Origin of the sequence: Sphingomonas sp., from assembly GCF_019635515.1 — a bacterium.
In the GTDB taxonomy this organism is placed as follows: domain Bacteria; phylum Pseudomonadota; class Alphaproteobacteria; order Sphingomonadales; family Sphingomonadaceae; genus Sphingomonas.
Map to the genome: position 1 here is coordinate 1,316,827 of NZ_JAHBZI010000001.1, position 26,958 is coordinate 1,343,784.

Genomic DNA, 26,958 nt, shown 5'->3' on the forward strand with positions numbered 1-26,958 from the left:
GCGCCGCGCAGTGTCCGGCGATGACCGATGCTTGATTTCAATGCGCCTGAGTTTCTCGTCGTCGCGATCGTCGCGCTGATCGTGATCGGCCCCAAGGATTTGCCCAAGGCGATGCGCTTTCTGGGCAAATGGGTCGGCCGCGCCCGCGGCGTCGCGCGTCAGTTCCGCTCGGGTTTCGATTCGATGGTCCGCGAAGCCGAGCTGGCCGAGATGGAGAAGCAATGGGCCGCCGAGAATGAGCGGATCATGCGTGAGCATCCGGTGCCGTCGCTGCCCGCCCCCCAGCCCGATCATTTCGCTGCGGAGGATGCGCCGCCGGTGACGGTCGAGCAGCCCGAATTGTTCGAAGTCACGCCCGAGATCGAGCCCGCGGCCAAGCTCAGGCGCGTCCGCAAGCCAAAGGCCCAGACGCTGGCAAACCCGGGCGAGGACGCGGCCGAATGAACGATATCGATGATACCCAGGCGCCCTTGCTCGATCACCTGATCGAGTTGCGTCGGCGGTTGCTGTATTGCGTCGCGGCGCTGGTGGTGACCTTTTGCATCGGTTTCTATTTCTCGCAGCCGATCTTCTCGTTCCTTGTTCGCCCGCTCGCCGCAGCCGGACAGACCAAGGTGATCTACACCGAGATTTTCGAAGCGTTTTTCGTCCAGGTGAAGGTCGCGTTCTTCTTCGCGATGATGGTGTCGTTCCCGGTGGTCGCGAACCAGCTCTGGCAGTTCGTTGCGCCGGGCCTGTATCGCAAGGAAAAGAAGGCACTGCTGCCCTTCCTGCTGGCCACGCCGGCGTTGTTCCTAGCCGGCGCCACGCTCGCCTATACCGTCGCGATCCCCACCGCCTTGCACTTCCTGCTCAGCTATCAGGGCCAGGTCGGCGGGGGTGTCGAGCAGATGGCCTTGCCGGCGATCGGCAAATATCTCGATTTCATCATGCAGTTCCTGTTCGCGTTCGGGATCACCTTCCTGCTGCCGGTGCTGCTGATGCTGCTCGAACGCGCGGGGATCGTCAGCTACGAACAATTGAAGGGCGCCTGGCGCTATGCGGTGGTCGCGGCGTTCGCGGTGGCCGCGGTGCTGACCCCGCCCGATGTCGTCTCGCAGCTGTTGCTGGCGGTGCCGTTGATCGCGCTTTATTTCATTGCGCTGATCGGCATCAAGTTCACCCGTAACCGGCGTGAACGCGAGGCCGAGGTGGAATCGGACGCGGAAGCCGATCCCGCATAATCCTCCTCCGCGCCGCGGAGGAGGGTCGGAAAATAGTCTATCGGGGTTTGCTGTCTTCGGCGGCGTTGGCAACGGTATCGCCCGCCGAGGCTACGTCGCGGCCGACACCGGCGACGGTGTTGCAGGCCGAAATCAGGATAGTGCCCGCCAGTGCGGCACAGGTCAGGATCTTACGCATTGAAACTCTCCATCTGCCCTTGAGAGGCGGAAAGGGAATGCGCGAGGGCCCCGGAACGTTCCCCATACGAAAAAGGGTCCCAAGGGACCCGGAGAATTTCCCAGTATCTGGAAAGTGTTAGGCCCGGAAGCGTCACCGGGGGGGGAGGGTTGACGCTTCCGGGCCCATGTCTTGGATAGCGAGAGCGGGGGGGCAAAAGGTCACTATCCGAAGTAGAAAACTATTCATGCGATCCGGGGTTCCATCGGAATCGAAATTTTTTGAATTTTTTCTCAGCCCTGGATTCCGGGCTTTCCGGTGATCGCGATCGAGGCTTCATAGGCGCCGAGCAGCGGGTCGTGATGCAGCTTGGTGCGCAGCTGGCGGGCGAGGCCGCCGAGCACGCGGCCATAGCGATTTTCGAGCAGCGCCTCGAGCTCGGCACCCTCGACCAGCGCGGGCGATACCACGCGCAAGGTCGCACGGTCTTCCTCGGGCCCGGCCTTTACCGATATCCGCACCTGCGCGCCGGTCATGCAGCTCATCGCCAGCTCGATGATCTCGGTGAGCAGGAAAGCCACCGCCGTCGCCACATCCTGATTGACCAGAACGGGTTCGGTTTCGAGCGTGATACCGAGGCCGGCGGCATGTTCGGGTGCGGTGGCGCGGATATTGGCGGCCAACTCGCCGATCACCGATCGCAGCTCAAGCCCGCGATTTTCCTCCATCTCGGCATAATGGTTGCGGTGGACCACCGCGAGCGCATCGACGCGGCGCTGGATCGATGCATAGGCTTCGGCCGCTTCCGCGCTCCTGGCGCCGCGGGCGTGAAAATTGATCAGGCTGGCGATCACCTGGAGGTTGTTCTTCACCCGATGGTGGACTTCGCGGGTCAGCTTGGTCTGGCGTACCAGTCCGTCGGCCAGCTCGGCCTCATGCTCCTGCACCGTGCGGCTGATATCGCGAAAGGTCTCGCCGAGCTCGCGGATTTCCTGCGCCGGCATCGCGCTGACCCGGCCGATATCGATCATTTCACCGGGCTGATACGCGCCGACGCTGGCGCGCAGACGGCGCAGGGGACGGATCAGCAGGCTGTTGACGACAAGCCAGCCGATCGCCGCGGCGGCGATCCACATGATGACCATGATCACGGTGCCGATGATCAGTGGCGATGTGATCGGCGTGCCGGGCACCGACATATCGATGCCGAGGCCGTCGACGTCGAGTTCGCTATGCGCCGTCTCGCGCCGGTCGTGCGGTCCGGCACCGGGCAGCATGCGCAGATTGAGCCGGTCGTTGCCGGCGGTCAGCTCCAGCGCATATTCGGGGACGAAGCCGTTGGGCCGCGCGATCGTGTTGAGTATGTCGGCCGGATAGAACGCCACTGCGCTCGCGCCTTCATGCCCGCCAATGCGCAAAGACAGGCCGTTGTCGACAATCTTGGCCCGCAGTTGCGAAGGGTTGAGCACCGCCGCGCCCGCCACCGTGAATCGTTCGCCGCACAGGATCCTGCCCGCGCCATTGATGATCGCGAACCGCGCCGATCCCTGCGAGCCGAAGGTGCCCGCCAGCCGCGTGCATGCCGGCGCGTCCTGCGGATTGGCCTCGAGCGCCGCCAGCGCCTGGGTCAATTGGCTGACATGATTTGTGAGCACGGTGCGCAGCGTGCCCGAGCTTTCCTCGGTCATCGCCGCTAGCCGTTCGCGCCGCTCGCTATTGGCGGTCTGCGTGGTCTGGATGGTGATGAACAGTGCGATCAGCGCGAGCGGGAGGAGGGCGAAAACCAGGATCAGGAACAGTTTCGCGCCTGTTTGCATACGGGCCAGCGCCGCGACAGGAGCCCTGCTGCGTTTCTCGGTTTCCGGCGCGTCCATCGGGTCGGCTAGTCGAGCTTTTTCAAAAGCGCGAGCAGATCGTCGGGCACGGCTTCGCCCACGGTCTCGTCATAGGCCTGGCGCAAGGCGTCGCCCACGCTGCGGCTGGGCTTGCCGGCGTCTTCTCCACCCTTTGCGCGGGAAGGCTTGGTCATCTCTTTCTTCGCGGAAACCACCAATTCCCCCTCGAGGACGCCGGAACGTTCCGGGTCCGGTATAAAACGAAGAGGCCCAGCGCAAGCTTGAGCCGCCACTTAGTTGCACCAACCGGTTCAGCCTCATGAAACCAAACAGCGCGCCGATTGTTCCACATGCGATGCAATATCCGGGAAGGGGCTTCCTTCGGGTGCATAAATGTTTGCAATGGGACGTGACGGACGCGAAACAAGCGCCCGGACCCGAATTGGAGAATGATCCGCTTATGTCGCTTGGACAGCAACTCGCGCCGCACCTTCCACTCCTGCGGCGTTATGCCCGTGCCCTCACCGGCAGCCAGGCCGAAGGCGATAAATATGTGCGCGCCGCGCTTGAAGCGATCGTCGCCGCGCCGGATCAGTTTCCGCGCGAGGTCGATCCCCGGCTCGGGCTCTATCGGACTTTTCAGGCAATCTGGCAGTCGACTCACCTCGAGGAAGACGATGTGATCGAGGATACGCCCAACGAGAGCGAGGCGATCGCACGCAAGCGTCTCGCCCGTCTCACGCCGCTTTCCCGTCAGGCGCTGCTGCTGACCACCGTTGAGGGGTTCAGCGTCGAGGATGCCGGCTATCTTATCGAAGAGGATCCGCAGAACGTGTCCAATCTGGTCGCCGAAGCCGTTGCCGAGATCGAGCGCCAGACACGTACCCGCGTGATGATCATCGAAGACGAGCCGCTGATCGCGATGGACCTCGAACAGATCGTCCGCGATCTCGGCCATGACGTGACCGGCGTTGCCGTTACGCGCGACGAAGCAGTGGCGCTGGCGATGGAGGACCGTCCCGGTCTCGTCCTCGCTGACATTCAGCTCGCCGACGACAGTTCGGGTATCGATGCGGTCAAGGACATCCTCGCCGAATTCAGCGTGCCGGTGATCTTCATCACCGCGTTCCCCGAGCGCCTGCTCACCGGTGAGCGGCCGGAGCCGACTTTCCTGATCACCAAGCCGTTCCAGCGCGAAACGGTGAAGACGACGATCAGCCAGGCGCTGTTCTTCGATCAGGCGACGGTGCCGGTCTAGGCACCGCTGGACGCAAAAAAGTTCGAAGTTCCATCTGGTACGGACCCAAAACATTTCTGGAGGGTTTAGCGATCATGACTGAGAACGAAGAACCGATCCACGTCTCCACCGAAGACGCCCGCTCCGGAGAAACGCCGCACGTCACCCGCTATGTGCTGGGTTTCGGGTTGTTGCTGGTGCTCGTCGCTTTTGCGTTGATCCTTTACGCTTGGTGAGCGCCGGCGGATTATCCGCTGGCAATCGCCTGCCGTACCCCTATCTCCAATATCCAGCGGCGGCGGCGCTGCAATCGAGTGGGACTCCATGAGCGAGACTGAACAGCCTGATGAGCACGAAGACGGCGTGGAAGCGCCGGTCGAGCACGTCTCGCTATCCGATCCCGAATTCAAGGTGCAACTTGGCGCCGTGATCCCGCATCTGCGCGCCTTCGGCCGCTCGCTTTCGGGCAATCGCGATCTCGCCGACGATCTGGTGCAGGAAACGCTGCTCAAGGCCTGGGCGGCGCGCAAACGCTTCCAGGCGGGCACCAATATGCGCGCCTGGACCTTCATCATCCTGCGCAATCTGTACCTGAGCCAGATGCGCCGCGCCCGCTTCAAGGGCGAATGGGACGATCTGGTCGCCGATCGCATCCTCGCCGCCCCGGCAAGCCAGGATCGCCATGTCGAGCTTTCGGACATGCAGCGCGCGCTGCTGCATCTGCCACAACCGCAGCGTGAGGCGTTGATCCTCGTCGGTGCGGGCGGCTTTGCCTATGAAGAAGCCGCCGAAATCTGTCAGGTCGCCGTCGGCACGATCAAGAGCCGCGTGGCTCGCGGTCGCGTCGCGCTTGAAGCATTGCTGTCCGAGGGACAATTGCCCTCGCGCCGCGAAATGCTGCCTAATCCGGACGGCAAAAGCGCGCTCGATACGATCATGGGGCAGGTGGACGATCTCAGCCGCAACGGCTGAGGCAAACGCGGCGCCTAGTGCGTCGGGTAATCATCCATCCGATTGAGCTGGCGAAGAATCGCCGCCATGTCGTCGGGCAGGCCACCCTCATCGGCATAAGCGCCACGTAGCGCATGCCCGATCGCATCGCTGGCGCGCGGCGCTTCGACCCGGTAAGCGGTGTGTCGCGCCTCGGGGGCGGTTGTGGATGACGAACTGGTCACGGCACAAAAAACGAACGGATTTCACATTTGTTTCTTGACATGATCGAAAACTCGATACGGAAGCGATAGAATCGTGACCGTGACTTTTTCTGCGTCGTCCTTGTCGGAAGCGGTCATCCGGGCGCGCAATCACTCGCCATTTCTTTCGCTGCTGCTGGATCGCGAACCCCAGCTCGTCGAGGGCTTGTCGCAAGCGCTTGAGAACCCGCTGGCGGCGGCACGTTCTCTTCCCGAAGATCTGGCCGTAGGTGCCCGGCTTCGCATCGAGCGGCGGCGGCTGGCGCTGCTCGTCGCGCTGGGCGACCTGTCCGGTCACTATGATCTGACGCGGGTGACGCGGACCCTCAGCGATTTCGCCGACGATGCGCTCGATCGCGCGATCCGCGCCGCTATCCGCGAACGAACACCCGATGCGGAGCCGCTGGGCTTCGCCGCGATTGCCTTGGGTAAGCAGGGCAGCCGCGAGCTCAACTACTCGTCCGACATCGATCCGATCCTGATTTACGATCCCGCGACCTTGCCTCGCAAACCGCGTGAGGAAGTCGAAGAGGCCGCGGTCCGTATCGGCCGCCGCGTCGTCGAACTGCTGCAGACGCGCGACGGCGACGGCTATGTGATGCGCGTCGATCTGCGGCTCCGCCCATCGCCCGAGGCCACTCCGATCGCGTTGCCTGTCGAAGCGGCGATATCCTACTATGAATCGCAGGCGCTGCCGTGGGAGCGCGCCGCCTTCATTCGCGCCCGTGCCTGCGCCGGCGATCTGGCGCTGGGCGGCTATTTCCTCGACGCGATCCGGCCGTTCGTGTGGCGGCGCGCGGTCGATTACGGCACGATCCGCGAGATCCGCGACATCAGCCGCCGCATCCGCGATCATTATGCCCAGGCACAGGCGTTCGGGCCCGGCTACGATCTCAAGCGGGGCAGGGGCGGCATCCGAGAGAGCGAGTTCTTCGCGCAGATCCACCAGCTCATCCATGGCGGTCGCGATCCCGCGCTACGGGTTCCTGCCACCCGCGACGCGCTGGCGGCGCTGGCGGCGGCGGGGCGTATCGATGCCGAGGACGCGGCGGAACTGACCGAAGCGTACACGGTATTCCGTACGGTCGAGCATCGCCTCCAGATGGTTGACGATCTCCAGACGCACCGCCTTCCCGACAGTGCCGAAGCGCTCGCCAATGTCGCCGCGCTGCACGGGTTGCCGAGTATCGATGCCCTGCTCGATTTGCTGCGCCCGCATTCCGAGCGCGTCGGCCGAATCTACGATTCGCTCAGCGACGATGCCGAGCCCCGGCTTCCGGCGAGCAACGAAAGCCTGCAAGCGCAACTCGCCGAGGCCGGATTCGAGCATCCGGCGGGTGCGGCGCGGATCGTCGAGGGCTGGCGCGGCGGCAATTATCCTGCGCTGCGCACCGCGCAGGCACGAGAGGCGCTCGAAAGCCTGCTCCCCGGCCTGATCGCCGCCTTTGCCCAGGCACCTGACAGCACTCACGCGATCACCCGGTTCGACGCGATGCTGTCGCGCTTGCCCAGCGCGATCAATTTCTTCCGCCTGCTCGAAGCCCAGCCTGCGCTCGCCCGTCTGCTGAGCGCCGTCCTGTGCCATGCGCCGACGCTGGCCGAGCAGCTCGGCCGCCGTGCCGAACTGCTCGATGGCCTGATCGACGCCACCGCGCTCGATCCGATGCCAGAAGTGGCGGTACTGATCGCAGAAATGGCCGCGCGTGAGGCAGGAGCGGACTATCAATGGCAGCTCGATCACGTCCGCAAGCTGGTCGGCGAGAAACGCTTCGCGCTTGGCGCGCAGATCGTTGCCGGCGCCAGCGATCCGCTCCAAGTCTCCGCAGGTTATGCCCGCGTTGCCGAAGCAGCGACCGAGGTGCTGGCGCGCGCCACCATCGAGGAGTTCGTTCGCGCGCATGGCCGCGTCCCCGATAGCGAGCTTGTCATCCTCGCGCTCGGGCGCATGGGCGGACAGGCGCTCACCCACGCGTCCGATCTGGATCTTATTTATCTGTTCACCGGTGACTATGCCGCGGAATCGGACGGGCCCAGGCCGCTCGGCGCGGTGATGTATTACAACCGGCTCGCCCAGCGCGTCTCGGCGGCGCTCAGCGTACCCACCGCCGCCGGCCCGCTCTACGAGATCGATACCCGCCTGCGCCCTTCCGGCGCTCAGGGGCCTCTCTCGGTCTCGCTCGACGCCTTCGACCGTTACCAGCGCGAGGATGCCTGGACCTGGGAGCATATGGCGCTCACCCGCCTGCGCCCAATCTTCGGCTCCCCCCAGGCGCGCGCCGCGGTGATGGAGACCGTCAGCGCCGTCCTCGAAGGCGCGCGGCCCGAGCGCGATATTGCCGCCGAGGCAGCCAAGATGCGCGATGACATGGCCGCGCATAAGCCGCCGCAGGGTCCGCTTGACGCCAAGCTTTCCGAAGGCGGGCTCGTCGATCTCGAATTTGCCGTGCACACGCTTCAGCTTGTCCACCGTAAGGCCTTCGCGCCCCAGCTCGGCCAAGCCATCGATGAATTGACGGCCACCGGGCTGATGCCGCCAGCGATGCGCCCAGCACATGATTTCCTGTCGCGCCTGCTCGTGACCATGCGTCTCGTCGCGCCCGATGCGCAGGTGCCCGGGTTGCCTACGCAGGCGCTGATCGCGCGCGCCGTTGGTCTCGCCTCATGGGAAGAGGTGGTTGCGGAGCTGGACCGGACCCGGCAGGAGGTGCGCGCATGCTGGAGCGCCGTGCGCGGCGCCTGACGGAGACTGACATGGCGATCGAAGAGGGCGACAAGCTTCCCAATATCGAGCTGGACACGCCGAATGGCGGCACCGTCTCGCTTCCGGATCAGGCCGGGCGCCCGTTCGTCCTCTATTTCTATCCGAAGGACGACACTTCGGGCTGCACCCGCGAGGCGCAGGATTTCTCGGCGATGATGCCCGAGTTCGAAGCGCTGGGCGCCGCGGTGCTTGGCGTTTCCAAGGACAATGCGATCAAGCACCAGAAATTCATCGCCAAATATGATCTCAGCGTGCCGCTCGCGACCGATACCGAGGGCAAGGCGATGGAAGTATTCGACGTCTGGGTCGAGAAGCAGCTCTACGGCAAGCGCTATATGGGGATCGACCGCTCGACTTTTCTGTTCGGCCCCGACGGTAAGCTGTTCCGCGTCTGGCGCCGCGTCCGCGTGCCCGGCCACGCCGTCGATGTGCTGGAATCGGTGAAGGAAATGCTCGCGCGGTGACCAGCGTCGCCGCGGGTTGCCGCTCCGTTCTCGAAACCGCCGATCCGCGCGCCAAGGTGATGACCGCCCGCCGGGTCGCGCGCGATTGGCGGCTGGGCAGGCTCTCGCACGTCTTCGACACGGCGATGCCCGATCGTCCCGCGCGCCCTGCCGAACCCGAGCTGCTGCCGCCCAACCGGATGCCCAAGCGCGGCAAGGGCAGCGAACATGGCCGCACCGCGCTGATCCATGCGCTTGCGCATATCGAATTCTCCGCGATCGATCTCGCTTTCGACATGGCGGGCCGCTTCGGCGGGTGCTTCCCGCGCGAATTCACCGATGACTGGCTGGGGGTGGGGGCAGACGAAGCGCTGCATTTCGCGCTGCTCGACCGCCGCCTGAAACAGCTCGGCAGCCGTTACGGTGCATTGCCCGCGCACGATGGCTTGTGGGACGCCGCCGCCGAGACCGCGCATGATCCGCTCGCCCGTTTGGCGGTCGTGCCGATGGTATTGGAGGCCCGCGGTCTCGACGTGACGCCCGCCACGGTCGAACGGTTCGAACGTGCCGGTGATACCGCTACCTCCGCGATTTTATCGCGCATTTTCAATGACGAGATTCGCCATGTCCGGGCGGGCACCAAATGGTTCGAATCGACATGTTCGGCGGCGGATCTTGCTCCCGAAGCCGCGTGGCAGGCGCTGGTCGTTAAGCATTTTCGGGGGCTGATTAAGCCTCCGTTCAACGACTCGGCGCGCGACTCAGCCGGTTTGTCCCGCGATTACTACCAGCCTCTTGCCGCGCATTGAAAGAATCCGTCACACAATGGCCGTCCAGGAGCGGAGGGGCTGCTGCTGTGACATCGTGATTTGAGAAGCGAGCGCTGGAAACCAAATCCGGCGGGGGCTTTTATTGTTTGCCGGGGACACATGGCTAACGCGTCGAACACCAAAACGGTCAGGCTGGGCCAGCGGTTCCGCAGCTTTTTTACGACCCGCGATTTTATTTTCCATGATGGCCGCGATCTCCGCCGCTTCAGCGTTGCCGGCCGCACCCAGGCCCTTCTCGCCGGCGTTGCCGCTGTCACCATCCTCTTCTCGGCCTATGGCGTGTCGCAGGCGACCGTTGGTGCGATCGCGATCAGCGGCGTCACCGGCACGCCCTCGTCGCCCGAGGCGCAGGTCGCCCAGATGCGCGAACAGTTCGAGCAGATGCAGGAAGACGTCGCCGCCGCCAAGGAAGCCGCCAAGGTCCAGGCCGCGCGCGTCGAGCACAATCAGGCGCTGATCGCCGCCACCATGTCGGGCAAGGTCGATCGCGCGGCTATCGAGCGTCCGATCCCCGCTGCCGCACCGAAGACCAGCGCGATCGCCGAGGAAGTCCTCGCCCCGCTCAAGCAGGTCGAAGCCCGCCAGGTCGCCCTTGCCGGCAAGGCCCGTGCGGCCGGTGAAGCGCGCTACCAGCAGACCGCCGCGCATCTCCGCACGCTCGGCCTGACGCCGGAGCGCTATTCGAACGTAGCGATGGGCGGGCCCTACGAGCCGGTCGATGCCAGTGACGTCACCTCGGATTCCGACGCGGCTGCCGCCGACGCCCAGTTCCGGGCTCTGTTCCAGACCTGGAAGAAGCTCGACATGCTCGAGCAGACGGTGATTTCGATCCCGTCGATGCAGCCGGTCGAGCGTGTCGTCTTCACGTCCAGCTTCGGCGTCCGTTCGGATCCGTTCCGTGGCACCGCGGCGATGCACGCCGGCGTCGATATTCCCGGTGCGATCGGTACGCCGATCTATGCCACCGCCGATGGCGTGATCAGCCATGCCGGCCGCCAGGGCGGCTATGGCAACATGGTCGCGATCAATCACGGCCGCGGCATCGAGACGCGCTACGGCCACATGTCGAAGATTCTCGTCGAAGATAACACCCGCGTTCGCCGCGGCCAGATCATCGGCTTGATGGGCTCGACCGGCCGATCGACGGGCAGCCACCTCCATTATGAAGTCCGCGTCGACGGCAAGGCGGTCAACCCGATCCCCTTCCTGCAGACCGGCGAATATCTGGTCCAGATTCAGGACCGCGCGCAGGGCGCGATGGGCGGACCCGCGAAGTAATAGGCCCTCAACAGGGGTTTGGAGAGGAGAGGGGCGGCCCGTGCAGGCCGCCCCCTTTCTTTTGGGGTGGATTGCGCTCGGTGGCCGCCCTATCTCCGCTTCATGACCACGCTCACCCAGCCTGATGTCGCGCTGACCGCCGCCGCCGCCGCCCGCGTTGCGGCGATCGCGGCCAAGCAGGCCAGGCCCGCGATCCTGCGCCTGTCGGTCGAAGGGGGCGGGTGCTCGGGCTTTCAGTACAGGTTCGGTATGGCCGATGCGCCCGAGGCCGATGATCTGGTCGTCGAGACCGACGGCGTGCGGCTGGTGGTCGATTCGATCAGTCTCGATCTCGTCCGCGGCAGCCAGGTCGATTTCGTCGACAATCTCGGCGGCGCGCACTTCGCCGTATCCAATCCACAGGCCGCTTCGGGCTGCGGCTGTGGCACCAGCTTCTCGATCTGAGCGCCTGCATGAAAATCGTCAGCTATAATGTGAATGGCATCAAGGCGCGCATGGAGCGCCTGCTCGAATATCTCGCCGAACAGCAGCCGGACGTGGTCTGCCTGCAGGAGTTGAAGGGCGCCGACGAGACGCTCCCCACCGGCGATATCGAAAAGGCCGGCTATGGCGCGGTCTGGCACGGGCAGAAGGGCTTCAACGGCGTCGCGATTCTTGCCCGGGGCCAACAGCCGGTCGAGCGTCAGCGCGGCCTCGCTGGCGATCCGGAGGATGCGCACAGCCGCTATATCGAGGCGGAGATCGGCGATGTCATCGTCGCCTCGATCTATCTCCCCAACGGCAATCCCCAGCCTGGGCCGAAGTTCGACTACAAGCTCAAATGGATGGAGCGCTTGGCGGACCGTGCGCAGGCCTTGCTCGCCGAGGAGCGCGCGGTCATTCTCGCCGGCGACTACAACGTCATCCCGCATGACGATGACACCTTCTCGGTCCCGGCGATGGCCAGTGACGCGCTGATGCAGCCCGAGAGCCGCCAGCGTTACCGCGCTCTGCTGGCGCAGGGCTGGACCGATGCGCTGCGCACGCGGTTCCCCGGCGGCGGGGTGTGGACCTTCTGGGACTATCAGGCCGGGGCCTGGCAGCGCGACGCCGGCTTCCGCATCGATCATCTGCTGCTCAGCCCGATCGCCGCCGACCGCTTCAGCGGCGCGGGCGTCGACAAGGAATATCGCGGCCGTGAGCGCGCCAGCGATCATGCGCCGACCTGGGTCACGCTCCGCTGATCTGACCATTTCCGGACAGTCGCGCTGTTCGCTCCCGAACACTGTTTTTGCGTGATCGGCCAACTCTTGGCGTGTATTGCTGTACTATGGCACCTGCGCGAGAGTGCGATTCGGCTAAGTATCTGAAAAATAGGCATTCGATGATTTGGCACGCTTGCTGCATCGATATCGGCACAGGTAGCACGAAGGAGCGCCTGTCATGTCCAATGTTAGGGAGTTCAGATATGACTCGTTTCATCGCAATCGCTGCCGTCGCCACACTCATCGCCGCGCCGGCCTACGCCACGGATCCCGGCAAGAAGGGTGACAACAAGGATTCGATGACCAGGCGCGTCTGCGTCGTGAAGACCACGACCGGTTCGCTGCTCGAAAAGAAGGAGTGCCGCACGCGGGCCGAATGGATCGCGCTGACCGGCAATGATCCACTCATGAAGCAATAAGATATCCGGACGGCTCGCGGCAAATCCTCGCGCCGCGTGACGCCCCGATGGTCCGGCCGCTCCGCCGGGCCGCGCCGGCTCGCTTCCCCCGAAGCGGGCCGGCTTCTTGTTCGCGGCCGGCTAGAGCGTTTTGGCGTAGATAAGATATTCGCGGTTGATCTTGCTCTCGATGGCATCGGCGATCGCGTTCATGCCCTGATTGTCCTCAAGCACCCAGCCGATCTCGCCGCGGGTCACTCCGAAATTGGCGACAGAGTCACGGCGAATGAACTCGATCATCATGAAGGCAAGCTGGCTGGCGAGGCGCGATGCCTGAAGCCGCTTGACGACACCCATCAGCGGCACGCGCGCGGTCCGCGCCTTGGGCTTGCGCAGCCACCACAGCAGCTTCGCCCAGCCGAACGGCAGCAAATGGCCCTTGAGCGGCTTCAGCGCTTCGTTGAGATCAGGCAGGGCGACCATGAACGCCACCGGCTCACCGTCATATTCGGCGATGCGGATGAGCTGCTCGAACACCAGCGGCTTCAGCTTCTTGCCGACATCGTCGATCTCGGGCTGGGTCAGCGGCACGAAGCCCCAATTGTCCGACCAGGCATCGTTGAGGATTGCGAGGATCAGCTTGGCCTCTTCCTCGAAGCGCGATTTGTCGACGCAGCGGATGCGGATGCGTTCGTTTTTCTCGCCGGCCGCGACGATGCGGTTGATCAGCGGCGGAAAGCCTTTCGATACGTCTAGGTCATAGGTCAGCAGCTTCTTGACCTCGCCATAGCCCATGCCCTCGATCCAGCCGCGATATTGCGGCTGGTGATGCGCCATCAGCACGGTCGGCGGATGATCATATCCCTTGGTCAGCAGCCCCGGCTCTTCCCATACCGACAGGCTCATCGGCCCGACCGCCTTGTTCATGCCCTTCTTGCGGAGCCAGTCCTCGGCGGTGTTGATGAGCGCCTTGGCGGCGTTCTGATCCTCGGCTTCGAACATTCCCCAAAAGCCGACGCCGGGCCCGAAGCCCTGCTCCGGCGCCATTTCCAGCGCGAGCAGATCGAGATGCGCCGAGATCCGCCCCACGACCTTGCGATCGCGCTCGGCGATGAACAGCTGCACTTCGGCGTGGCTGAACCAGCCGTTTTTCTTGGGATTTATCTTGGCATATTCCTCGTCCCGGAGCGGCGCCACCCAGTTGGGATCATTGCCGTTCAGTCGGTAGGCGAGCTCGATGAATGCCTTGGTGTCCGCCTTGGTGACGACCGGGCGGATGGACAGAGATGACATGGGAAGCGCCCCTTTCTTGGGGCGTGAAGTCCTGCGGGATTGCGGCGCTGTCAAGGCCGCAACCTTCCGGGCCTGTTATCGCCCACATTGAGCCACTATCTGATTGCAATGGGCCAGACCATGAACACCAGTGTTGTTTTCGATGCGCGCGAAGCGGAGGCCGTTGCCGCGACGCCGCGCGCCGCGCGTGAGCGGATCGCCGACGACAAGGCGATGCTTCGCGCCGCCGCCGAGATGGCGCGCGACTATGCCGCGCATAAGCCGTGGATCTATTGGAGCGATCTGCTCGCTTCGGTGGTGGTGGGCTATGCCGCTTTGTTCATCGCGGTGACCGCACGGGGCTGGGCGCTCGGCCTCGCCGCCGGTCTGGTTTCGGCGCTGGCGATCTATCGCGCCGTCAGCTTCATCCACGAAATCTCGCATATGAAGACCGGCGCAGTCCCGGGCTTCCGCCTGGGCTGGAACCTGCTCGTCGGCATTCCGCTGATCATCCCGTCGTTCATGTACGAGGACGTCCACGTCCATCACCATGCCCGCATGAAATATGGCACGATCGAGGATCCCGAATATCTGCCGCTGGCGCTTATGAAGCCGTGGTCGCTGCCGTTGTTCGTGGTGCTTGCGGCGCTTGCGCCGATCGGCTTGCTGCTGCGCTATGGCGTGCTGGCACCGCTCTCGATGGTGTTCCCGCCGCTGCGCAAGGCCGTGATCGAGCGCTATTCGGGGCTGGTCATCAATCCGGCCTATCGCCGCCGCATGCCCACCGGCCGTTTCCGCAGCGAATGGCTGGCGATGGAAGCGGGCGCCTGCATCTGGTCGATCGCGCTGATCGCGCTGGTCGCCACCGGCATCATCCCGCTCAAGGCCTTTGTGATCGCCCTCGCGATCGTCTCGGTCGCAACCGTCATCAACCAGGTCCGCACGCTGGTGGCGCATCTCTGGGAGAATGAGGGTGAGGCGATGACCGTCACCGCCCAATATCTCGACAGCGTCAATGTGCCGCCGCCCGCGCTGCTGCCGGCGCTGTGGGCCCCGGTCGGCCTGCGCTACCACGCGCTCCATCACTTGTTGCCTAGCGTGCCCTATCACAATCTCGGCGCCGCCCACCGCCGCATCACCGCCACGCTGGAGGCCGGTTCGCCCTATCACAAGGCGAGCTATGCGGGATTGCCGGGGCTGGTCGGCCAGCTGGCGCGCTCGACGATGATGAAGCGCTGAGTTCCAATATTGTCTCATCCCGGACCTGTTCCGGGAGCCACTACGCCTGCGATGCCGTAAAGCCTCAAGCCTGATGCCTGTCGTCGGGTGGACCACGGAACAAGTCCGGGGAGCTATTCCTCAGTCTTGAGCAACACCGCCTCGCCGATCATCAGGAACAGCAGAAACGGCGCCCAGGCGGCGAGGAAAGGCGGATAGGCGCCGAGATTGCCCATCGCCAGCGCGAAATTGTCGGCGACGAAATACAGGAAGCCCAGCGCCATGCCGATCACCGCGCGTACAAACAGCTTGCCGCTCCGCGCAATCCCGAACGCCGCGACCGCGCCGAGCAATGGCATCAGGATCGACGACAAGGGTCCCGCCAGCTTATGCCACAGCGAGCCACGCAGCGCCTTGGTCTGCCTGCCGGCGAACTCCAGATCGGTGATCGCTTCATAGAGGCCGGAGAACGACAGGCCATCGGCATTGACCGATGCCAGCGTGAACTGATCGGGCCGGACCCCGTCGGCGATCCGCAGCGGCGCCAGCGGCATCAGCGTGCCCGCGGCGACATCAAAGCGCTGCACCCCCTCGACGTGCCAGCCGGTGCCGTCGCGTCTGCCGGTCTTCGCGGTCAGGATCGATCGCAGCGACTGTCCCTCCCGCTCATATTCGGTGATGCCGAACAGTTGCGCGGCGTCGCCACGACCCTTGATCTGCTGGACGACGATCAGGTCGTCGCCATCCTTGACCCACACGTTCGACCGGTCGCCGCGATCGACCGGCAGCGGGCCATATTCCACCTTCTTCCACTGCGCGAGCGTCGCCGATGCGCGGGCGACGATACGGTCGTTGAAGGTGAATGAGATCGCCGCGACGACCAGCCCGGTGAGCATCAGCGGCGCCAGCACCTGGTGCGCCGACAGCCCCGATGCCTTCATAGCGATGACTTCGCTGTTCTGGTTGAGCTGCGACAGGGTGATGATAGAGCCGAGCAGGACCGAATAGGGCAGGAAGGTCGCGATGATCTGCGGCGCGCGCAGCCCGACATAGCGCCAGATCTCGGCATCGCCGTTGCCGGCATAGGCCAGCACGCGCCCCGATTCGGTGAGCAGATCGAGCGATTGCAGCACTAGCACCAGCGCCGCCAATATGGCGAAGGTGCGCACCAGGAACATCTTGGCCATGTACAGCGACATGGTCCGCGACGGGAAGAAGTTCATCAGGTTGGTCATGCCGCCGCCTTCTTCCTGCGGCCGGGCAAATAACGCGTTACAGCCTTCACCAGCTTGTCGAACCACTTCTCGACCGCCGCCAGCGGCTGCGCGCCGGGCACATAGGCGGTTTGATAATAGAGCCAGAAGGTGAGCGCCGCGAACAGCGCCCAGGGCGTCCACAGCGCGATCACCGGATCGATCCGCCCCAGCGCGCCCACCGCCTGCGCATATTCGTTGATCTTGTGATAGGTCACGATCAGCACGATCGACAGGAACACGCCGAGCGCCGAGGTCGATCGCTTCGCGGGCACGCCCAGCGCCACCGCCAGCAGTGGCAGCAGGAACATCGATGCGACTTCTGCGATGCGGAAGTGCCAGGCGGCGCGGCTGGTATCTCGCAATTTCTCCTGCGCACCGCGGTCGCTGCCGATCCGCGCCAGCTCGGGCAGGGTCTGCTCGAGGCTGCGGTCGCCGCGCTTGCGGAATTGCTCATATTTGGGAAGCGGGATCGGCAAGTTATGGGTGGTGAAGGTCAGCACGCGCGGCACCGGTGACGATTTGTCGGTGTGCACCAGCGTGCCGTTGGTCAGACGGAAGATGATCGTGTCGGGATCGTCCGAGCGCATGAACTGGCCATGCTCGGCGGTCACCGCGAGCGGGCTGCCGTCCTTGGTGACCATCTGCACGAAGATGCCCGAGAGATCGCGGCCCTCATTCTTGCTCGATTCGATGCGTAGCGTCATCTTCGTGCCGAAGGTGGTGAACTCGCCCACCTTGATCGACGCGCCCAGCGCGCCGCTGCGCAATTCGAAACGCAGCTGCTCGTAATTGTAACGCGCCCAGGGCTGGATGAAGCCGACGATCGAGAAATTGAGCGCCGCCAGCGCGATCGCATACATGAAGGGCACTTTGAGCATGCGCGTATAGCTCATTCCCACTCCGCGGAGCACGTCGAGCTCAGACGAGGTGCCCAGCCGGCGAAAGGCGAGCAGGCAGCCGAGCATCAGCCCGATCGGGATGCCGAGACCCAGATATTCCGGAAGCAGGTTCGCCAGCATCCGCCAGACGACGCTCACCGGCCCGCCCTCGGTCGCGACGAACTCGAACAGTCGCAGCATGCGATCGAGTACCAGCAGCATTGCCGAGATCAGCAGCGTCGAGATCAACGGAACCGCGATCAGCCGCGCCATGTAGCGATCGATCGAATTCATGGGCGTGCGACGGTTGCCTTCATTGTCACGGGCTCGTGGAATGCCCGCTTTCGTGAACCCAAAGCCTATACGCCCGGTTCCGCCGTGCGCCAGCAAGAAAGTTGCGCGGTGGGTGGCGCCGTTCTCCCATCGGGACTAAGTGCGGCCCCATGCATTTCCTCGATCAGGCCAAGATCTTCGTCCGCTCCGGCGCCGGTGGCCCCGGTGCCGTCAGTTTCCGGCGCGAGAAGTTCATCGAATATGGCGGCCCCGATGGTGGCAATGGCGGCAAGGGCGGCGATATCGTCTTCGAAGCGGTCGCCGGCCTCAACACGCTGATTGATTTCCGCTACACCCAGCATTTCCGCGCGCCGCGTGGCCATGGCGGCGCAGGTTCAAACCGCACCGGTGCCGGTGGCGACGATCTCGTCATCAAGGTTCCGATCGGGACTCAGGTCCTTGCCGACGACGATGAGCGCACGCTGCTGCTCGATCTCGTCGAAGAAGGGCAGACCGCCGTGTTCCTGCGCGGCGGAGACGGCGGACGCGGCAACGCCAGCTACAAGACCAGTACCAACCGCGCCCCGCGCCAGCACGGCACCGGCTGGCCTAGCGAGGAAGCCTGGGTGTGGCTGCGTCTCAAGCTGCTCGCCGACGCCGGGCTGGTCGGGCTACCCAATGCCGGCAAATCGACCTTCATCAATCAGGTGACCAACGCCCAGGCCAAGGTCGGCGCCTATGCCTTCACCACCACGCGACCCCAACTGGGGGTAGTGCGCCACAAGAATAACGAGTTCGTCGTCGCGGACATCCCCGGTCTGATCGAAGGCGCCGCCGAAGGGGCGGGGATCGGCGACCGATTCCTCGGTCATATCGAGCGCTGCCGCGTGCTGCTGCACCTCGTCGATGCCAACGATCCCGATGTCGCGGAAAGCTATCGCATCGTCCGCGACGAGCTCGAAGCCTATGGCGCCGGCCTCACCGACAAGCAGGTCATCGTCGCCCTCAACAAGATCGACACGCTCGACGACGAACTGATCGCGGCGCTCTCGGCCGAGCTGGAGGAGGCCAGCGGCGCCGAAGTGATCCCGCTCTCGGGCGCGGCCGGCACCGGTGTCGATTGGGTGCTCGACAAGCTCCTCGAAGCGATCGGCCCCGATTACGGCAAGGTCTCCGAAGACGATGAAGGCGAAGACACGATCGAGTGGTCGCCGGTTTGAGTGCAGTCCGCCACGGCTTCGGCGGAAACATGCTTGAGCGTTCGTTAACTATATTGGCGCATCTTTCCTTTCGAACATCGGAAGGGGTTTGCAATGCGCATGCGTTTCTTTCTAGCCGGCACGGTTCCGGCGCTGTTGATGTCGGGAGCGGCCCTCGCTCACGAGGCGGACGGGCACAAAGCCGAATTTGCCGTCTACCAGGTTTCGATGCAGCTGCACGACGGCAGCCAGCTTGTCGCTTCGCCCACGCTCGATGTGAAGGTCGGCGAGATGGCGACCGTCTCGTTCCAGGACGAGAAGGGCCAGCGCTATTCGGTGCGCCTGATGCCGATGCGGATCGCAAGCGGCAAGGTGTTCGTCGCCTCGTCGATCGATATCGCGGCGGGGTCGGGGGCCTATCTGGCGTCGCCCGTGCAGATGGCGCAGCTGGGCGAGGCCGCGGCGATCGAGCTCGACAAGGATAGCCCGGCGTCCAGGCCGTTCCGCCTCGATTTCACCCTCACCGCCGCAGTCGCCTCCGCTCCGTGAGGCGGAGCGGCGGGCCCGGGCCGGGCGAACTACCGGTCCTGAAGCTTCGCGCGGAGAAAGAAGTGGATCGTCATCCGCGTCCAGAAGATCAGGATTATCGCGCTGACCAGCAGGTTGGCCGCCGCCCACCAGTTTATCCCGAAACCTGGCTTGCCGATCCCGAATGAGAACCTGCTCGCGCGATAGGCGCAAATAGCGACGGTGGCTGCCCAGATTCCGGCAATGCTGCAGGTGGTGGTGGCCAGTTTCATCGCCCATACCGTGCTCTTGCGCACCTGCGACCGCAAAACCATCTGCAGCGGGCCCCGGTCGCCATCGGTTTGCCGGAGACCAATCAGCGAAGTGTCCGGGACGCCCACGCTTTTGAGCGACGCTGCCTCATAGAACAGGAACCGGTTCCGCTCGGTGCTGATCGATTGCGACTGGTTGACGCTGAAACCGAAGACGAAGAGCGCGCTCGCCACCAGATAGGCGATGAGCACCGAGGCCGAATTGGTATAGATCATATAGGCGAGGTCGAGGCGCTGGCCGTTTGCGAGCGTGAGCAAGGTCGTCCCGGAAACGAGGATCGCCGCCCAGAAAGTCAGAGTCACTTTCCATTCGGTGTCGGCAAGCGCCGAGACGCGTGACAAATGGTTTTGTGCCGCGGCCTTGAGCGCTTCGGTATTGTCCCTGCCGAATGCTGGAACTTCGACCTTGTCGCGCGTATTGGGCGGCGTGCGGCTCTGCGCAGCGAGCGCATTGCCTTTCCGTAGCATCTCTTCCGCGGCCTTGCGCAACGCAGCTTCACCCCTTGTCCCAAAACATGCAGAACCATTGCAGCCAGCGGCCAAGCACGGCAAGGGCAGTAGAACTTGTGAACCAAATAGCGCTCCTCTTTCCGCCCGCTTCCTGCCCGCGCCTGATCGTCAAGATCGGATCGGCGCTGCTCGTCGATCCCGATGGCAGCGTGCGGCGGGCGTGGCTTGAGGGCATTGCCGCCGACATTGCCGAACGCATTCGCGCCGGTCAGCAGGTCGCGGTCGTCTCCTCGGGCGCCATCGCCCTTGGCGCCCGTCGCCTCGATCTCGCCAAAGGGGGCCGCGCCAGCCTTGAGGACGCGCAGGCGGCTGCCGCGACCGGCCAGATCGAATTGAGCCGCGTCTGGGCCGATGTCCTTGGCGCGCAGGGGCTAACCGCGGCGCAGATGCTCGTCACGCTCGACGACCTCGAAGACCGCCGCCGCTATCTCAACGCGTCGGCGACGCTGGACCGCCTGCTCAGCCTCGGCGTCGTCCCGATCCTCAACGAGAATGACTCGGTCGCCACCGAGGAAATCCGCTTCGGCGACAATGATCGTCTCGCCGCGCGCGTCGCCCAGGCGGCGGGGGCGGGGGGCGTCGTCCTGCTCTCCGACGTCGACGGCCTTTATGACCGCAATCCCAGCGATCCCGCCGCGCGGCACATCCCCCGCGTCGAGCGGATCGACAGCGCCATCGAAGGCATGGCGGACAGCGGCTCCGCCTCAGGAATGGGCTCGGGCGGCATGGTCTCCAAGATCGCCGCCGCGCGCATCGCCAACGCCGCCGGCGCGCACCTCGCCATCGCCTCGGGCCGGATCGATCGCCCGCTATCGGCGGAGGCCCGCCACACGCTGTTCGCCGCCGAGAAATCGGCGCCCGCGCGCAAGGCGTGGCTGGCCGGCGGGCTGACCGCCAAGGGCCATATCCATGTCGATGCCGGCGCGGCCCGCGCGCTCGCCAAGGGCAACAGCCTGCTCGCCGCCGGCGCCACCCGCATCGAGGGCAGTTTCGCGCGCGGCGATCTGATCGTCATCCTCGGCCCGGACGGCGCGCAGCTTGCCCGCGGCCTCTCCGAATATCCCAGCGAAGATGCCGCCCGCATCACCGGAAAGCGTAGCGAGGAGCATGCCGAAATCCTCGGCTACGCCCCCCGTGCCGCGCTGGTCCACCGCAGCCATATGGCGTTGCTGTGAGCGTCCTCGCCATCACCGGCGCGACCGGATTTGTCGGCAAGCGCACCGTCGATCTCGCACTCGCCACCGGCCACACCGTCCGCGCGCTTACGCGCCGGGCGCAGCCGGCCCGTGAAGGCTTGGTCTGGGTACAAGGCAGCCTCGAAAACGCCGACAGCCTTGCGCGTCTCGCCAGCGGCGCCGATGCCGTCCTCCACATCGCCGGGGTGGTGAACGCGCCCAATCATATCGGCTTCATCCGCGGCAATGTCGAAGGCACCGAGCGCATGATCGAGGCTGCCGCGTCGATGGGCGTGCGGCGTTTCGTCATGGTCTCGTCGCTATCCGCGCGCGAGCCGCAATTGTCCAACTATGGCCGCTCGAAGGAACGCGCCGAGAGCCTCGTCCGCAAGTCGGCGCTCGACTGGACCATCGTCCGCCCGCCGGCGGTCTACGGTCCCGGCGACCTGGAGATGCTCGACCTGTTCAGGCTGGCCAAGCGCGGCCTCGCCTTGCTCCCGCCCGGCGGTCACATGTCGGCGATTCACGCCGACGATCTCGCGCGGTTGCTGATCGCATTGGCGGAAACCGACCCCGGACGCCTGATCCTCGAGCCCGATGATGGCAGGGAGGGTGGATGGAGCCATGAAGGTTTCTCCCGCGCCATCGGCGATGCGCTCGGCAAGAAGGTCCGCGCCTTCGCCTTGCCGCGCGCGATCATGTCCACAGCCGCCACCCTTGACGGCCTGTTCCGCCGCTCGGGCGCCAAGCTCACCCATGATCGCGTCTCGTACATGTGCCATCCCGATTGGGTGGTTGATCCGTCGAGACGTCCGTCGGCTGATCTATGGCTGCCGCGGATCGGGACACGCGAGGGTCTTAAGGCGACGGCGGACTGGTATCGAAGCCAGGGGCTGCTTTAGGGCTTTCTGGGCTCCGGCCCGCTCAACAGGATTTCCACGCGCCGGTTCTGCGGTTCCGAGACCTGCATCGTCGTGGCGACGCGCTGAACGCGGTTGCCATAGGATTTGCTATACCGGGGTTTCACGAACACGCCGCGGCTCGCCAGATAACCACGCACAGCCTTCAGCCGCTCGGCCGCCACGGCCTCATCCTCGGCCGTGTCGGTATGCCCGGCCAAATGCACGGTAGACGGGCCGCATTCGCCGGCATGCTCTATCATTAGATCGAGCACCTCCACCGCCTGTTTCCTCAGCCATGGCAAGCCGGGGTCGAAAAACACGATATAGGGACCGGCGAGGCAATCGCCGTGCAGTGACGCAGTCTGGACCTTCCGGGCGCTTGCGGGCGATGAGGGCGCAAGCAACAGCGTCGCCAGGATCGTGATGGTGCGTATCCTCGACATGAAGGCATCCTTTCATCCCGCCAGTCGCCCGCCAAGTACCAGCTGCAACCCTTGCAATGTAGGATTTCGCCTGCTTGGCTCGCGCGGTCGGCGCTGCCGTCCGCTCTTTGAAAATGGAAAGCTGCTGTAGGAGAATCGCGTCGTCAGTGCGACCATTGGGACCCTTCGCGGTGCCAGAACCGCGCATTGGCTTAACCTTTCGCGCGCCGAACCGCCCCGCCGACACCCCGTTTCCGCCGCAATCGCTTGGCACTGCCCCCCTGAGATACTAAGGGATCGCCCATGACCGACCGCACGCAAATCCTGGACACGATCACCCCGCTGATCGAGCGCTTCAACAAGAAGGGCGTCGCGATCAGCGACAGCACCACCTTCGCCGGCGATCTCGAATGGGACAGCCTGACCGTGATGGATTTCGTCGCCGAGATCGAGGACGCGTTCGACATCATCATCACGATGAACATGCAGGCGGAGATCGAGAATGTCGGCCAGCTCGTCGATGCCGTCGCCAAGTTGAAGGGCTGACACCGATGACAGAGGGGGCGAATACCGCAGATGCGTCCACGCCGGTCGCGGCGAATGGCCGCGATCTGATGTCGAAATTCGACGGCCTGATCGCCGAGCGCCAGGCGCTGATCGATACCGGCGTCACCGATCCGTTCGCGATCGTGATGGAAAAGGTGAAGTCGCCGACCGAGGCGGTGATCAAGGGCAGGGATACGATCCTGCTCGGCACCTATAATTATATGGGCATGACGTTCGATCCGGACGTGATCCAGGCTGGCCATGACGCGCTCGACCGGTTCGGCTCGGGCACCAATGGCAGCCGCATGCTGAACGGCACCTTCCAGGATCACATGGAAGTCGAGCAGGCGCTGCGGGATTTCTACGGCGTTTCCGGCGCGATCGTCTTCTCGACCGGGTATATGGCCAATCTCGGCATGATCTCGACGCTGGCGGGGAAGGGCGACTACGTCATCCTCGACGCCGATAGCCACGCCTCGATCTATGACGGCTGTAAGCAGGGCTATGCCGAGATCGTCCGCTTTCGCCACAACGATATCGAGGATCTCGACAAGCGCCTCGGCCGCCTGCCTAAGGATGCCGGCAAGCTGGTCGTGCTCGAAGGCGTCTATTCGATGCTCGGTGATATCGCCCCGCTCAAGGAAATGGTCGCGGTCGCCAAGAAGCACGGCGCGATGGTCCTCTCCGACGAAGCCCATTCGATGGGCTTTTACGGCCCGAATGGCCGCGGCGTGTATGAGGAGCAGGGCTGCGAAGGCGATGTCGATTTCATCGTCGGCACTTTCTCCAAGTCGGTCGGTACCGTCGGCGGCTTCTGTGTCTCGAACCATCCCAAGTTCGAAGCGATCCGGCTGGCCTGTCGCGCCTATATTTTCACCGCGTCGCTGCCGCCTTCGGTGGTCGCGACAGCGGCGGCATCGATCCGCAAGCTGCAATACGCCCACAACAAGCGCGCGCACCTCTGGGAGAATGCCCGCACGCTGCATGGCGGCTTGAAAGCGTTGGGCTTCGAGCTCGGCACCGAGAAGCCGGACTCGGCGATCATCGCCGTGATCCTGAAGGATCAGGAACAGGCGGTGATGATGTGGCAGGCGCTGCTCGACAGCGGCCTCTACGTCAACATGGCGCGCCCGCCCGCAACTCCGGCCGGTACCTTCCTGCTGCGCTGCTCGCTGTGCGCGGAGCACACTTCCGAGCAAATCGAGAAGGTGCTCGGCATGTTCAAGGCGGCGGGCCAGGCGGTTGGCGTAATCGCCTGAGAACGGTAGAGTCGCCCCTGCAATGAGCGAGGGCATCACTCCGCTGGAGCGCGCGGTTCGGGACACGAACTGGCGGTTTCGCCTGCTCGGCGTGCTGGCGGTGCTCGGCATCGCGGTGCTCGCGGCGTTGATCTTCTTCCAGCAGCGCACCGACGGCGCCCGCGACCGTGCCATAGCGCTTCAGCAGCACACCTTCGAAGTCATCATGCGCGCCAACCAGCTATCGGGCGCGATCTCCTCGGCGGAAGCGGCGCTCGGCCGCTATGTGGTCAGCGCCGATCAGACGCTGGGCCGCCAATATACCGATCAGTGGAGCCGCGCCGGCGAGCAGCTGGCGCGTCTGCGCCAGCTTACCGCCGACAATCCGGTGCAGCAGCAACAGCTCACCGATCTGCGCAAGGCGTTCGAGCAACGCGGCAAGGAGCTCAACGACACTGCGCTCTACTCCACCTACAAGCGCCACCGGGACGCCTGGGGCAGCTACTATAATGTTCGTACCAGCGAAGCCCGTACCCGCGTCGAGACCATCCTGGCGACGATCGTCGACAGCGAGCGCGTTCTGCTCCAACGGCGCACCCGCGACGCGGTGCAGCTGATCGAGAATTCGAGCATCGCCGCGCGCATCCTCACCGGTTTCGGCGTGCTGATCATCCTCGGCGCGGTGCTGCTCGGCTGGATGGCGATCGAGGCGCAGGGCGAGCGCGCGGTTGCTGATGCGGAGGCTTCCAGCGAGCGCGCGCGTGCGGAGGAGCTACAGCGGGCAGTGGCGGAGGCGACCGCGCAGCTCCGCGCCGAAGTGCATGAGCGCATCGTCGCCGAAGAGCAGCTTCGTCAGGCGCACAAGATGGAAGCGGTTGGCCAGCTTACTGGCGGAATCGCACATGATTTCAATAATATGCTGGCAGTTGTGCTGGGCGGGTTGGAACTCGCCAAGCGCCAGATGCATATCGGCGGTCCCGACGCCCAGAAGCATATCGAGAATGCGATGGAGGGTGCCAACCGCGCCGCCGCGCTGACCCGGCGCCTGCTCGCCTTCTCGCGCTCCGAGCCGCTGCTTCCCGAGGCGGTAGAGGCGGGCAAGCTGATCCAGGGCATGAGCGACCTGCTCGATCGCACGCTGGGCGACACCATCGCGGTCGAAACCCGGCCGGGCGAGGGGGACTGGCGGATCTGGGTCGATCGCCACCAGCTTGAGAACGCGCTGCTCAACCTCGCGGTCAACGCCCGGGACGCGATGGACGGACGCGGTATATTGACGATCTGGTCGGGCACGCGCGTGCTGCTCGAAGGCGAGGTCGGCGAATGCACGTCCGGCGAATATGTCACCATCGCGGTGGCGGACACCGGCAGCGGCATGACCAGCGAAGTGCTCGAACGCGTCTTCGAGCCATTCTTCACGACCAAGCCGGTCGGCAAGGGCACCGGGCTTGGACTCAGCCAGATCTTCGGCTTCGTCCGCCAGTCGGGCGGCGAGATCGGCATCGATACCGCGCCGGGGCAGGGCACTACGGTGACGCTCTATCTGCCGCGCCACCTTGGCGAGGCGGCGGCCGAGGCACTTGACCCGTCGCCGGAAGCCGAGGCCCAGCCGGTGCGGCAATTGTCGATCCTGGTGGTGGAGGACGATCCTCGCGTGCTGGCCGCGACGACGGGCGCGCTGGAAGAACTGGGACACCGCGTCACCGGCTGCGAAGATCCGCTACAGGCGCGGTATCTGCTCGACCGCATGGAGACGCTCGACGCCATCGTCTCCGACGTGCTGATGCCCGGCCAGACCGGTCCCGAGATGATTGCGGCGATGCGCGACCGGATTGATGGCGTCGCGGTGCTGTTCGTCACTGGCTTTGCCGGCGAGGTCGATGCAGAGATTTTTCGCGGGCGGCCGGTGCTTCGCAAGCCCTTCACCATGGCCGCACTGGCGCGGGCGGTGGACGAAGCGGTCGATCAGGAACGGCGGGTAAGGGCCTGAAATCTAGGGGTGGAGATGCGCCCGCATCATCGCGTCGGCGGCTAGGGCGCGTGCCTTGTCACGAGGAAGTCCCAGGGCCGCCGCCATCGGCGCGCCGAGCAACGCGTCCCCCAGCGCCATCAGCACCAGATACAGCGTCTCTTCCTGCAACGACATGCCTTCATGCGCGTGATCGCGGGCGATCATGTCGACCAGCTTCTGGACCGATCCGAGGATCGGTTCGAGCACGTCGTGGTTGCCGGTGAGGATCATCCAGCTCGCCAGCGCGCCAGCACCTTCCTTGTCAAAGGCGTCAAAGGTGAGATCGACGACTTCGCGGGGATCGTGATCGGTCTCGCGCGCGCGGATCACGGCTATGCCGATCTTCGCGATCACGCCCTCGGCAATATTGGCCGCCAGCGCTTTCTGTAGCCCCGCCGCCGAGCCGAAATGGTGGAGGAGGTTGGCATGGGTGCGTCCAATCCGCGCCGCGACCGCCTTGAGCGTCACTGCTTGCGGGCCCGATTCGAGGAGGAGAGCACGCGCCGCCTCCAGGGCGGCATCGCGCGATTCTTCCGGACTGAGACGTTTGCGTGGCGTTATTGACATGAATGTAAGTAAACTTTATGCCCCTAGGGAACCCGGCTTAGTGGAGGAATTCC

The 26,958-nt window shown here is 64.7% G+C and carries 30 protein-coding genes; 20 read left to right on the forward strand and 10 right to left on the reverse strand.

Annotated features, from left to right (window positions below):
- Positions 1-27: 27 nt before the first annotated feature.
- Positions 28-444 carry a Sec-independent protein translocase protein TatB gene (tatB, locus tag KF730_RS06605; protein WP_294093173.1) on the forward strand — a complete coding sequence of 139 codons (417 nt, stop codon included), beginning with the start codon at positions 28-30 and terminating at the stop codon, positions 442-444.
- Entirely contained in the window at positions 441-1,223 is a 783-nt protein-coding gene (gene tatC / locus KF730_RS06610) for a twin-arginine translocase subunit TatC (protein WP_294093175.1), read from the forward strand. Before tatB ends, tatC begins: the two co-directional genes overlap by 4 nt.
- A gap of 37 nt (positions 1,224-1,260) precedes the next feature.
- Here the strand turns inward: tatC and KF730_RS06615 are convergent, their stop codons facing one another.
- The 3 genes from KF730_RS06615 to KF730_RS06625 form a co-directional block, all read right to left on the reverse strand.
- A complete protein-coding gene (locus KF730_RS06615) occupies positions 1,261-1,401 on the reverse strand; it encodes an entericidin EcnA/B family protein (protein ID WP_294093177.1) in 141 nt (46 codons plus the stop codon).
- 272 nt (positions 1,402-1,673) lie between these two features.
- Complete coding sequence (locus KF730_RS06620; protein WP_294093179.1) at positions 1,674-3,254, reverse strand: sensor histidine kinase; 1,581 nt, start codon at positions 3,252-3,254, stop codon at positions 1,674-1,676.
- 8 nt (positions 3,255-3,262) lie between these two features.
- Positions 3,263-3,409, reverse strand: a complete 147-nt coding sequence (locus tag KF730_RS06625; RefSeq protein ID WP_294093182.1) for a NepR family anti-sigma factor — start codon at positions 3,407-3,409, stop codon at positions 3,263-3,265.
- 266 nt (positions 3,410-3,675) lie between these two features.
- On the opposite strand from KF730_RS06625, the gene KF730_RS06630 reads away from it, so the two are divergent.
- The 3 genes from KF730_RS06630 to KF730_RS06640 all read left to right on the forward strand — a co-directional run bounded on the left by KF730_RS06630 (position 3,676) and on the right by KF730_RS06640 (position 5,424).
- Positions 3,676-4,473 (forward strand): response regulator, encoded by a 798-nt coding sequence (locus tag KF730_RS06630; protein WP_294093184.1) that lies wholly within the window; start codon positions 3,676-3,678, stop codon positions 4,471-4,473.
- A 74-nt stretch (positions 4,474-4,547) separates the two neighbouring features.
- A complete protein-coding gene (locus tag KF730_RS06635) occupies positions 4,548-4,688 on the forward strand; it encodes a hypothetical protein (protein WP_294093188.1) in 141 nt (46 codons plus the stop codon).
- An 88-nt stretch (positions 4,689-4,776) separates the two neighbouring features.
- On the forward strand, positions 4,777-5,424 hold the full coding sequence (locus KF730_RS06640) for a sigma-70 family RNA polymerase sigma factor (RefSeq protein ID WP_294093190.1): 648 nt from the start codon (positions 4,777-4,779) through the stop codon (positions 5,422-5,424).
- Positions 5,425-5,438: 14 nt separating this feature from the next.
- Here KF730_RS06640 and KF730_RS06645 read toward each other — a convergent pair whose 3' ends face one another.
- Positions 5,439-5,627, reverse strand: coding sequence for a hypothetical protein (locus tag KF730_RS06645; RefSeq protein ID WP_294093192.1), 189 nt, complete (start codon positions 5,625-5,627; stop codon positions 5,439-5,441).
- A 79-nt stretch (positions 5,628-5,706) separates the two neighbouring features.
- Between KF730_RS06645 and KF730_RS06650 the strand changes: the two genes are divergently transcribed.
- The 7 genes from KF730_RS06650 (at position 5,707) to KF730_RS06680 (ending at position 12,620) form a co-directional block, all read left to right on the forward strand.
- Positions 5,707-8,385: a bifunctional [glutamine synthetase] adenylyltransferase/[glutamine synthetase]-adenylyl-L-tyrosine phosphorylase gene (locus KF730_RS06650; RefSeq protein ID WP_294093194.1), complete on the forward strand. Its 2,679-nt coding sequence runs from the start codon at positions 5,707-5,709 to the stop codon at positions 8,383-8,385.
- Positions 8,358-8,870, forward strand: a complete 513-nt coding sequence (locus tag KF730_RS06655; RefSeq protein WP_294093196.1) for a peroxiredoxin — start codon at positions 8,358-8,360, stop codon at positions 8,868-8,870. The genes KF730_RS06650 and KF730_RS06655 overlap by 28 nt, the downstream gene beginning before the upstream one ends.
- Positions 8,867-9,658 (forward strand): ferritin-like domain-containing protein, encoded by a 792-nt coding sequence (locus KF730_RS06660; protein ID WP_294093198.1) that lies wholly within the window; start codon positions 8,867-8,869, stop codon positions 9,656-9,658. Before KF730_RS06655 ends, KF730_RS06660 begins: the two co-directional genes overlap by 4 nt.
- A 120-nt stretch (positions 9,659-9,778) precedes the next feature.
- On the forward strand, positions 9,779-10,957 hold the full coding sequence (locus tag KF730_RS06665) for a M23 family metallopeptidase (RefSeq protein WP_294093200.1): 1,179 nt from the start codon (positions 9,779-9,781) through the stop codon (positions 10,955-10,957).
- A gap of 102 nt (positions 10,958-11,059) precedes the next feature.
- On the forward strand, positions 11,060-11,401 hold the full coding sequence (gene erpA, locus KF730_RS06670) for an iron-sulfur cluster insertion protein ErpA (protein ID WP_294093202.1): 342 nt from the start codon (positions 11,060-11,062) through the stop codon (positions 11,399-11,401).
- Positions 11,402-11,409: 8 nt separating this feature from the next.
- A complete protein-coding gene (gene xth / locus KF730_RS06675) occupies positions 11,410-12,180 on the forward strand; it encodes an exodeoxyribonuclease III (protein WP_294093204.1) in 771 nt (256 codons plus the stop codon).
- Positions 12,181-12,404: 224 nt separating this feature from the next.
- Positions 12,405-12,620, forward strand: coding sequence for a hypothetical protein (locus KF730_RS06680; protein ID WP_294093206.1), 216 nt, complete (start codon positions 12,405-12,407; stop codon positions 12,618-12,620).
- A 120-nt stretch (positions 12,621-12,740) separates the two neighbouring features.
- Here KF730_RS06680 and KF730_RS06685 read toward each other — a convergent pair whose 3' ends face one another.
- Positions 12,741-13,892, reverse strand: coding sequence for an N-acetyltransferase (locus KF730_RS06685; protein ID WP_294093207.1), 1,152 nt, complete (start codon positions 13,890-13,892; stop codon positions 12,741-12,743).
- Positions 13,893-14,012: 120 nt separating this feature from the next.
- Here KF730_RS06685 and KF730_RS06690 point away from each other — a divergent pair, with 120 nt between their 5' ends.
- Entirely contained in the window at positions 14,013-15,110 is a 1,098-nt protein-coding gene (locus KF730_RS06690) for a fatty acid desaturase (RefSeq protein ID WP_294093208.1), read from the forward strand.
- Positions 15,111-15,223: 113 nt separating this feature from the next.
- On the opposite strand, the gene lptG is transcribed toward KF730_RS06690, so the two are convergent.
- Positions 15,224-16,324 (reverse strand): LPS export ABC transporter permease LptG, encoded by a 1,101-nt coding sequence (lptG, locus tag KF730_RS06695; protein WP_294093210.1) that lies wholly within the window; start codon positions 16,322-16,324, stop codon positions 15,224-15,226.
- Positions 16,321-17,517: an LPS export ABC transporter permease LptF gene (lptF, locus tag KF730_RS06700; protein WP_294093212.1), complete on the reverse strand. Its 1,197-nt coding sequence runs from the start codon at positions 17,515-17,517 to the stop codon at positions 16,321-16,323. The genes lptG and lptF overlap by 4 nt, the downstream gene beginning before the upstream one ends.
- 149 nt (positions 17,518-17,666) lie before the next feature.
- On the opposite strand from lptF, the gene obgE reads away from it, so the two are divergent.
- Together obgE and KF730_RS06710 are read left to right on the forward strand one after the other, a co-directional pair.
- Positions 17,667-18,716 (forward strand): GTPase ObgE, encoded by a 1,050-nt coding sequence (gene obgE / locus KF730_RS06705; protein WP_294093213.1) that lies wholly within the window; start codon positions 17,667-17,669, stop codon positions 18,714-18,716.
- Between the two features lie 99 nt (positions 18,717-18,815).
- Positions 18,816-19,244, forward strand: coding sequence for a hypothetical protein (locus KF730_RS06710; protein WP_294093215.1), 429 nt, complete (start codon positions 18,816-18,818; stop codon positions 19,242-19,244).
- Positions 19,245-19,273: 29 nt separating this feature from the next.
- On the opposite strand, the gene KF730_RS06715 is transcribed toward KF730_RS06710, so the two are convergent.
- On the reverse strand, positions 19,274-20,023 hold the full coding sequence (locus KF730_RS06715; protein ID WP_294093217.1) for a hypothetical protein: 750 nt from the start codon (positions 20,021-20,023) through the stop codon (positions 19,274-19,276).
- A gap of 77 nt (positions 20,024-20,100) precedes the next feature.
- Here KF730_RS06715 and proB point away from each other — a divergent pair, with 77 nt between their 5' ends.
- The gene (gene proB / locus KF730_RS06720) at positions 20,101-21,219 is read left to right on the forward strand and encodes a glutamate 5-kinase (RefSeq protein ID WP_294093219.1); all 1,119 of its coding nucleotides are present in this window, start codon (positions 20,101-20,103) and stop codon (positions 21,217-21,219) included.
- On the forward strand, positions 21,216-22,121 hold the full coding sequence (locus KF730_RS06725; protein WP_294093220.1) for an NAD(P)H-binding protein: 906 nt from the start codon (positions 21,216-21,218) through the stop codon (positions 22,119-22,121). Before proB ends, KF730_RS06725 begins: the two co-directional genes overlap by 4 nt.
- Here the strand turns inward: KF730_RS06725 and KF730_RS06730 are convergent.
- A complete protein-coding gene (locus KF730_RS06730) occupies positions 22,118-22,564 on the reverse strand; it encodes a hypothetical protein (RefSeq protein ID WP_294093222.1) in 447 nt (148 codons plus the stop codon). The genes KF730_RS06725 and KF730_RS06730 overlap by 4 nt on opposite strands.
- A gap of 282 nt (positions 22,565-22,846) precedes the next feature.
- On the opposite strand from KF730_RS06730, the gene KF730_RS06735 reads away from it, so the two are divergent.
- Genes KF730_RS06735 through KF730_RS06745 form a run of 3 tightly spaced genes read left to right on the forward strand, consistent with a single transcriptional unit; the run spans position 22,847 to position 26,317 of the window.
- Positions 22,847-23,089: an acyl carrier protein gene (locus KF730_RS06735; protein ID WP_294093224.1), complete on the forward strand. Its 243-nt coding sequence runs from the start codon at positions 22,847-22,849 to the stop codon at positions 23,087-23,089.
- A gap of 5 nt (positions 23,090-23,094) precedes the next feature.
- Complete coding sequence (locus tag KF730_RS06740) at positions 23,095-24,348, forward strand: aminotransferase class I/II-fold pyridoxal phosphate-dependent enzyme (protein ID WP_294093226.1); 1,254 nt, start codon at positions 23,095-23,097, stop codon at positions 24,346-24,348.
- Between the two features lie 22 nt (positions 24,349-24,370).
- Positions 24,371-26,317 (forward strand): ATP-binding protein, encoded by a 1,947-nt coding sequence (locus KF730_RS06745; RefSeq protein WP_294093228.1) that lies wholly within the window; start codon positions 24,371-24,373, stop codon positions 26,315-26,317.
- A gap of 3 nt (positions 26,318-26,320) precedes the next feature.
- Here KF730_RS06745 and KF730_RS06750 read toward each other — a convergent pair whose 3' ends face one another.
- Entirely contained in the window at positions 26,321-26,905 is a 585-nt protein-coding gene (locus KF730_RS06750) for a TetR family transcriptional regulator (RefSeq protein WP_294093230.1), read from the reverse strand.
- Positions 26,906-26,958: the final 53 nt, after the last annotated feature.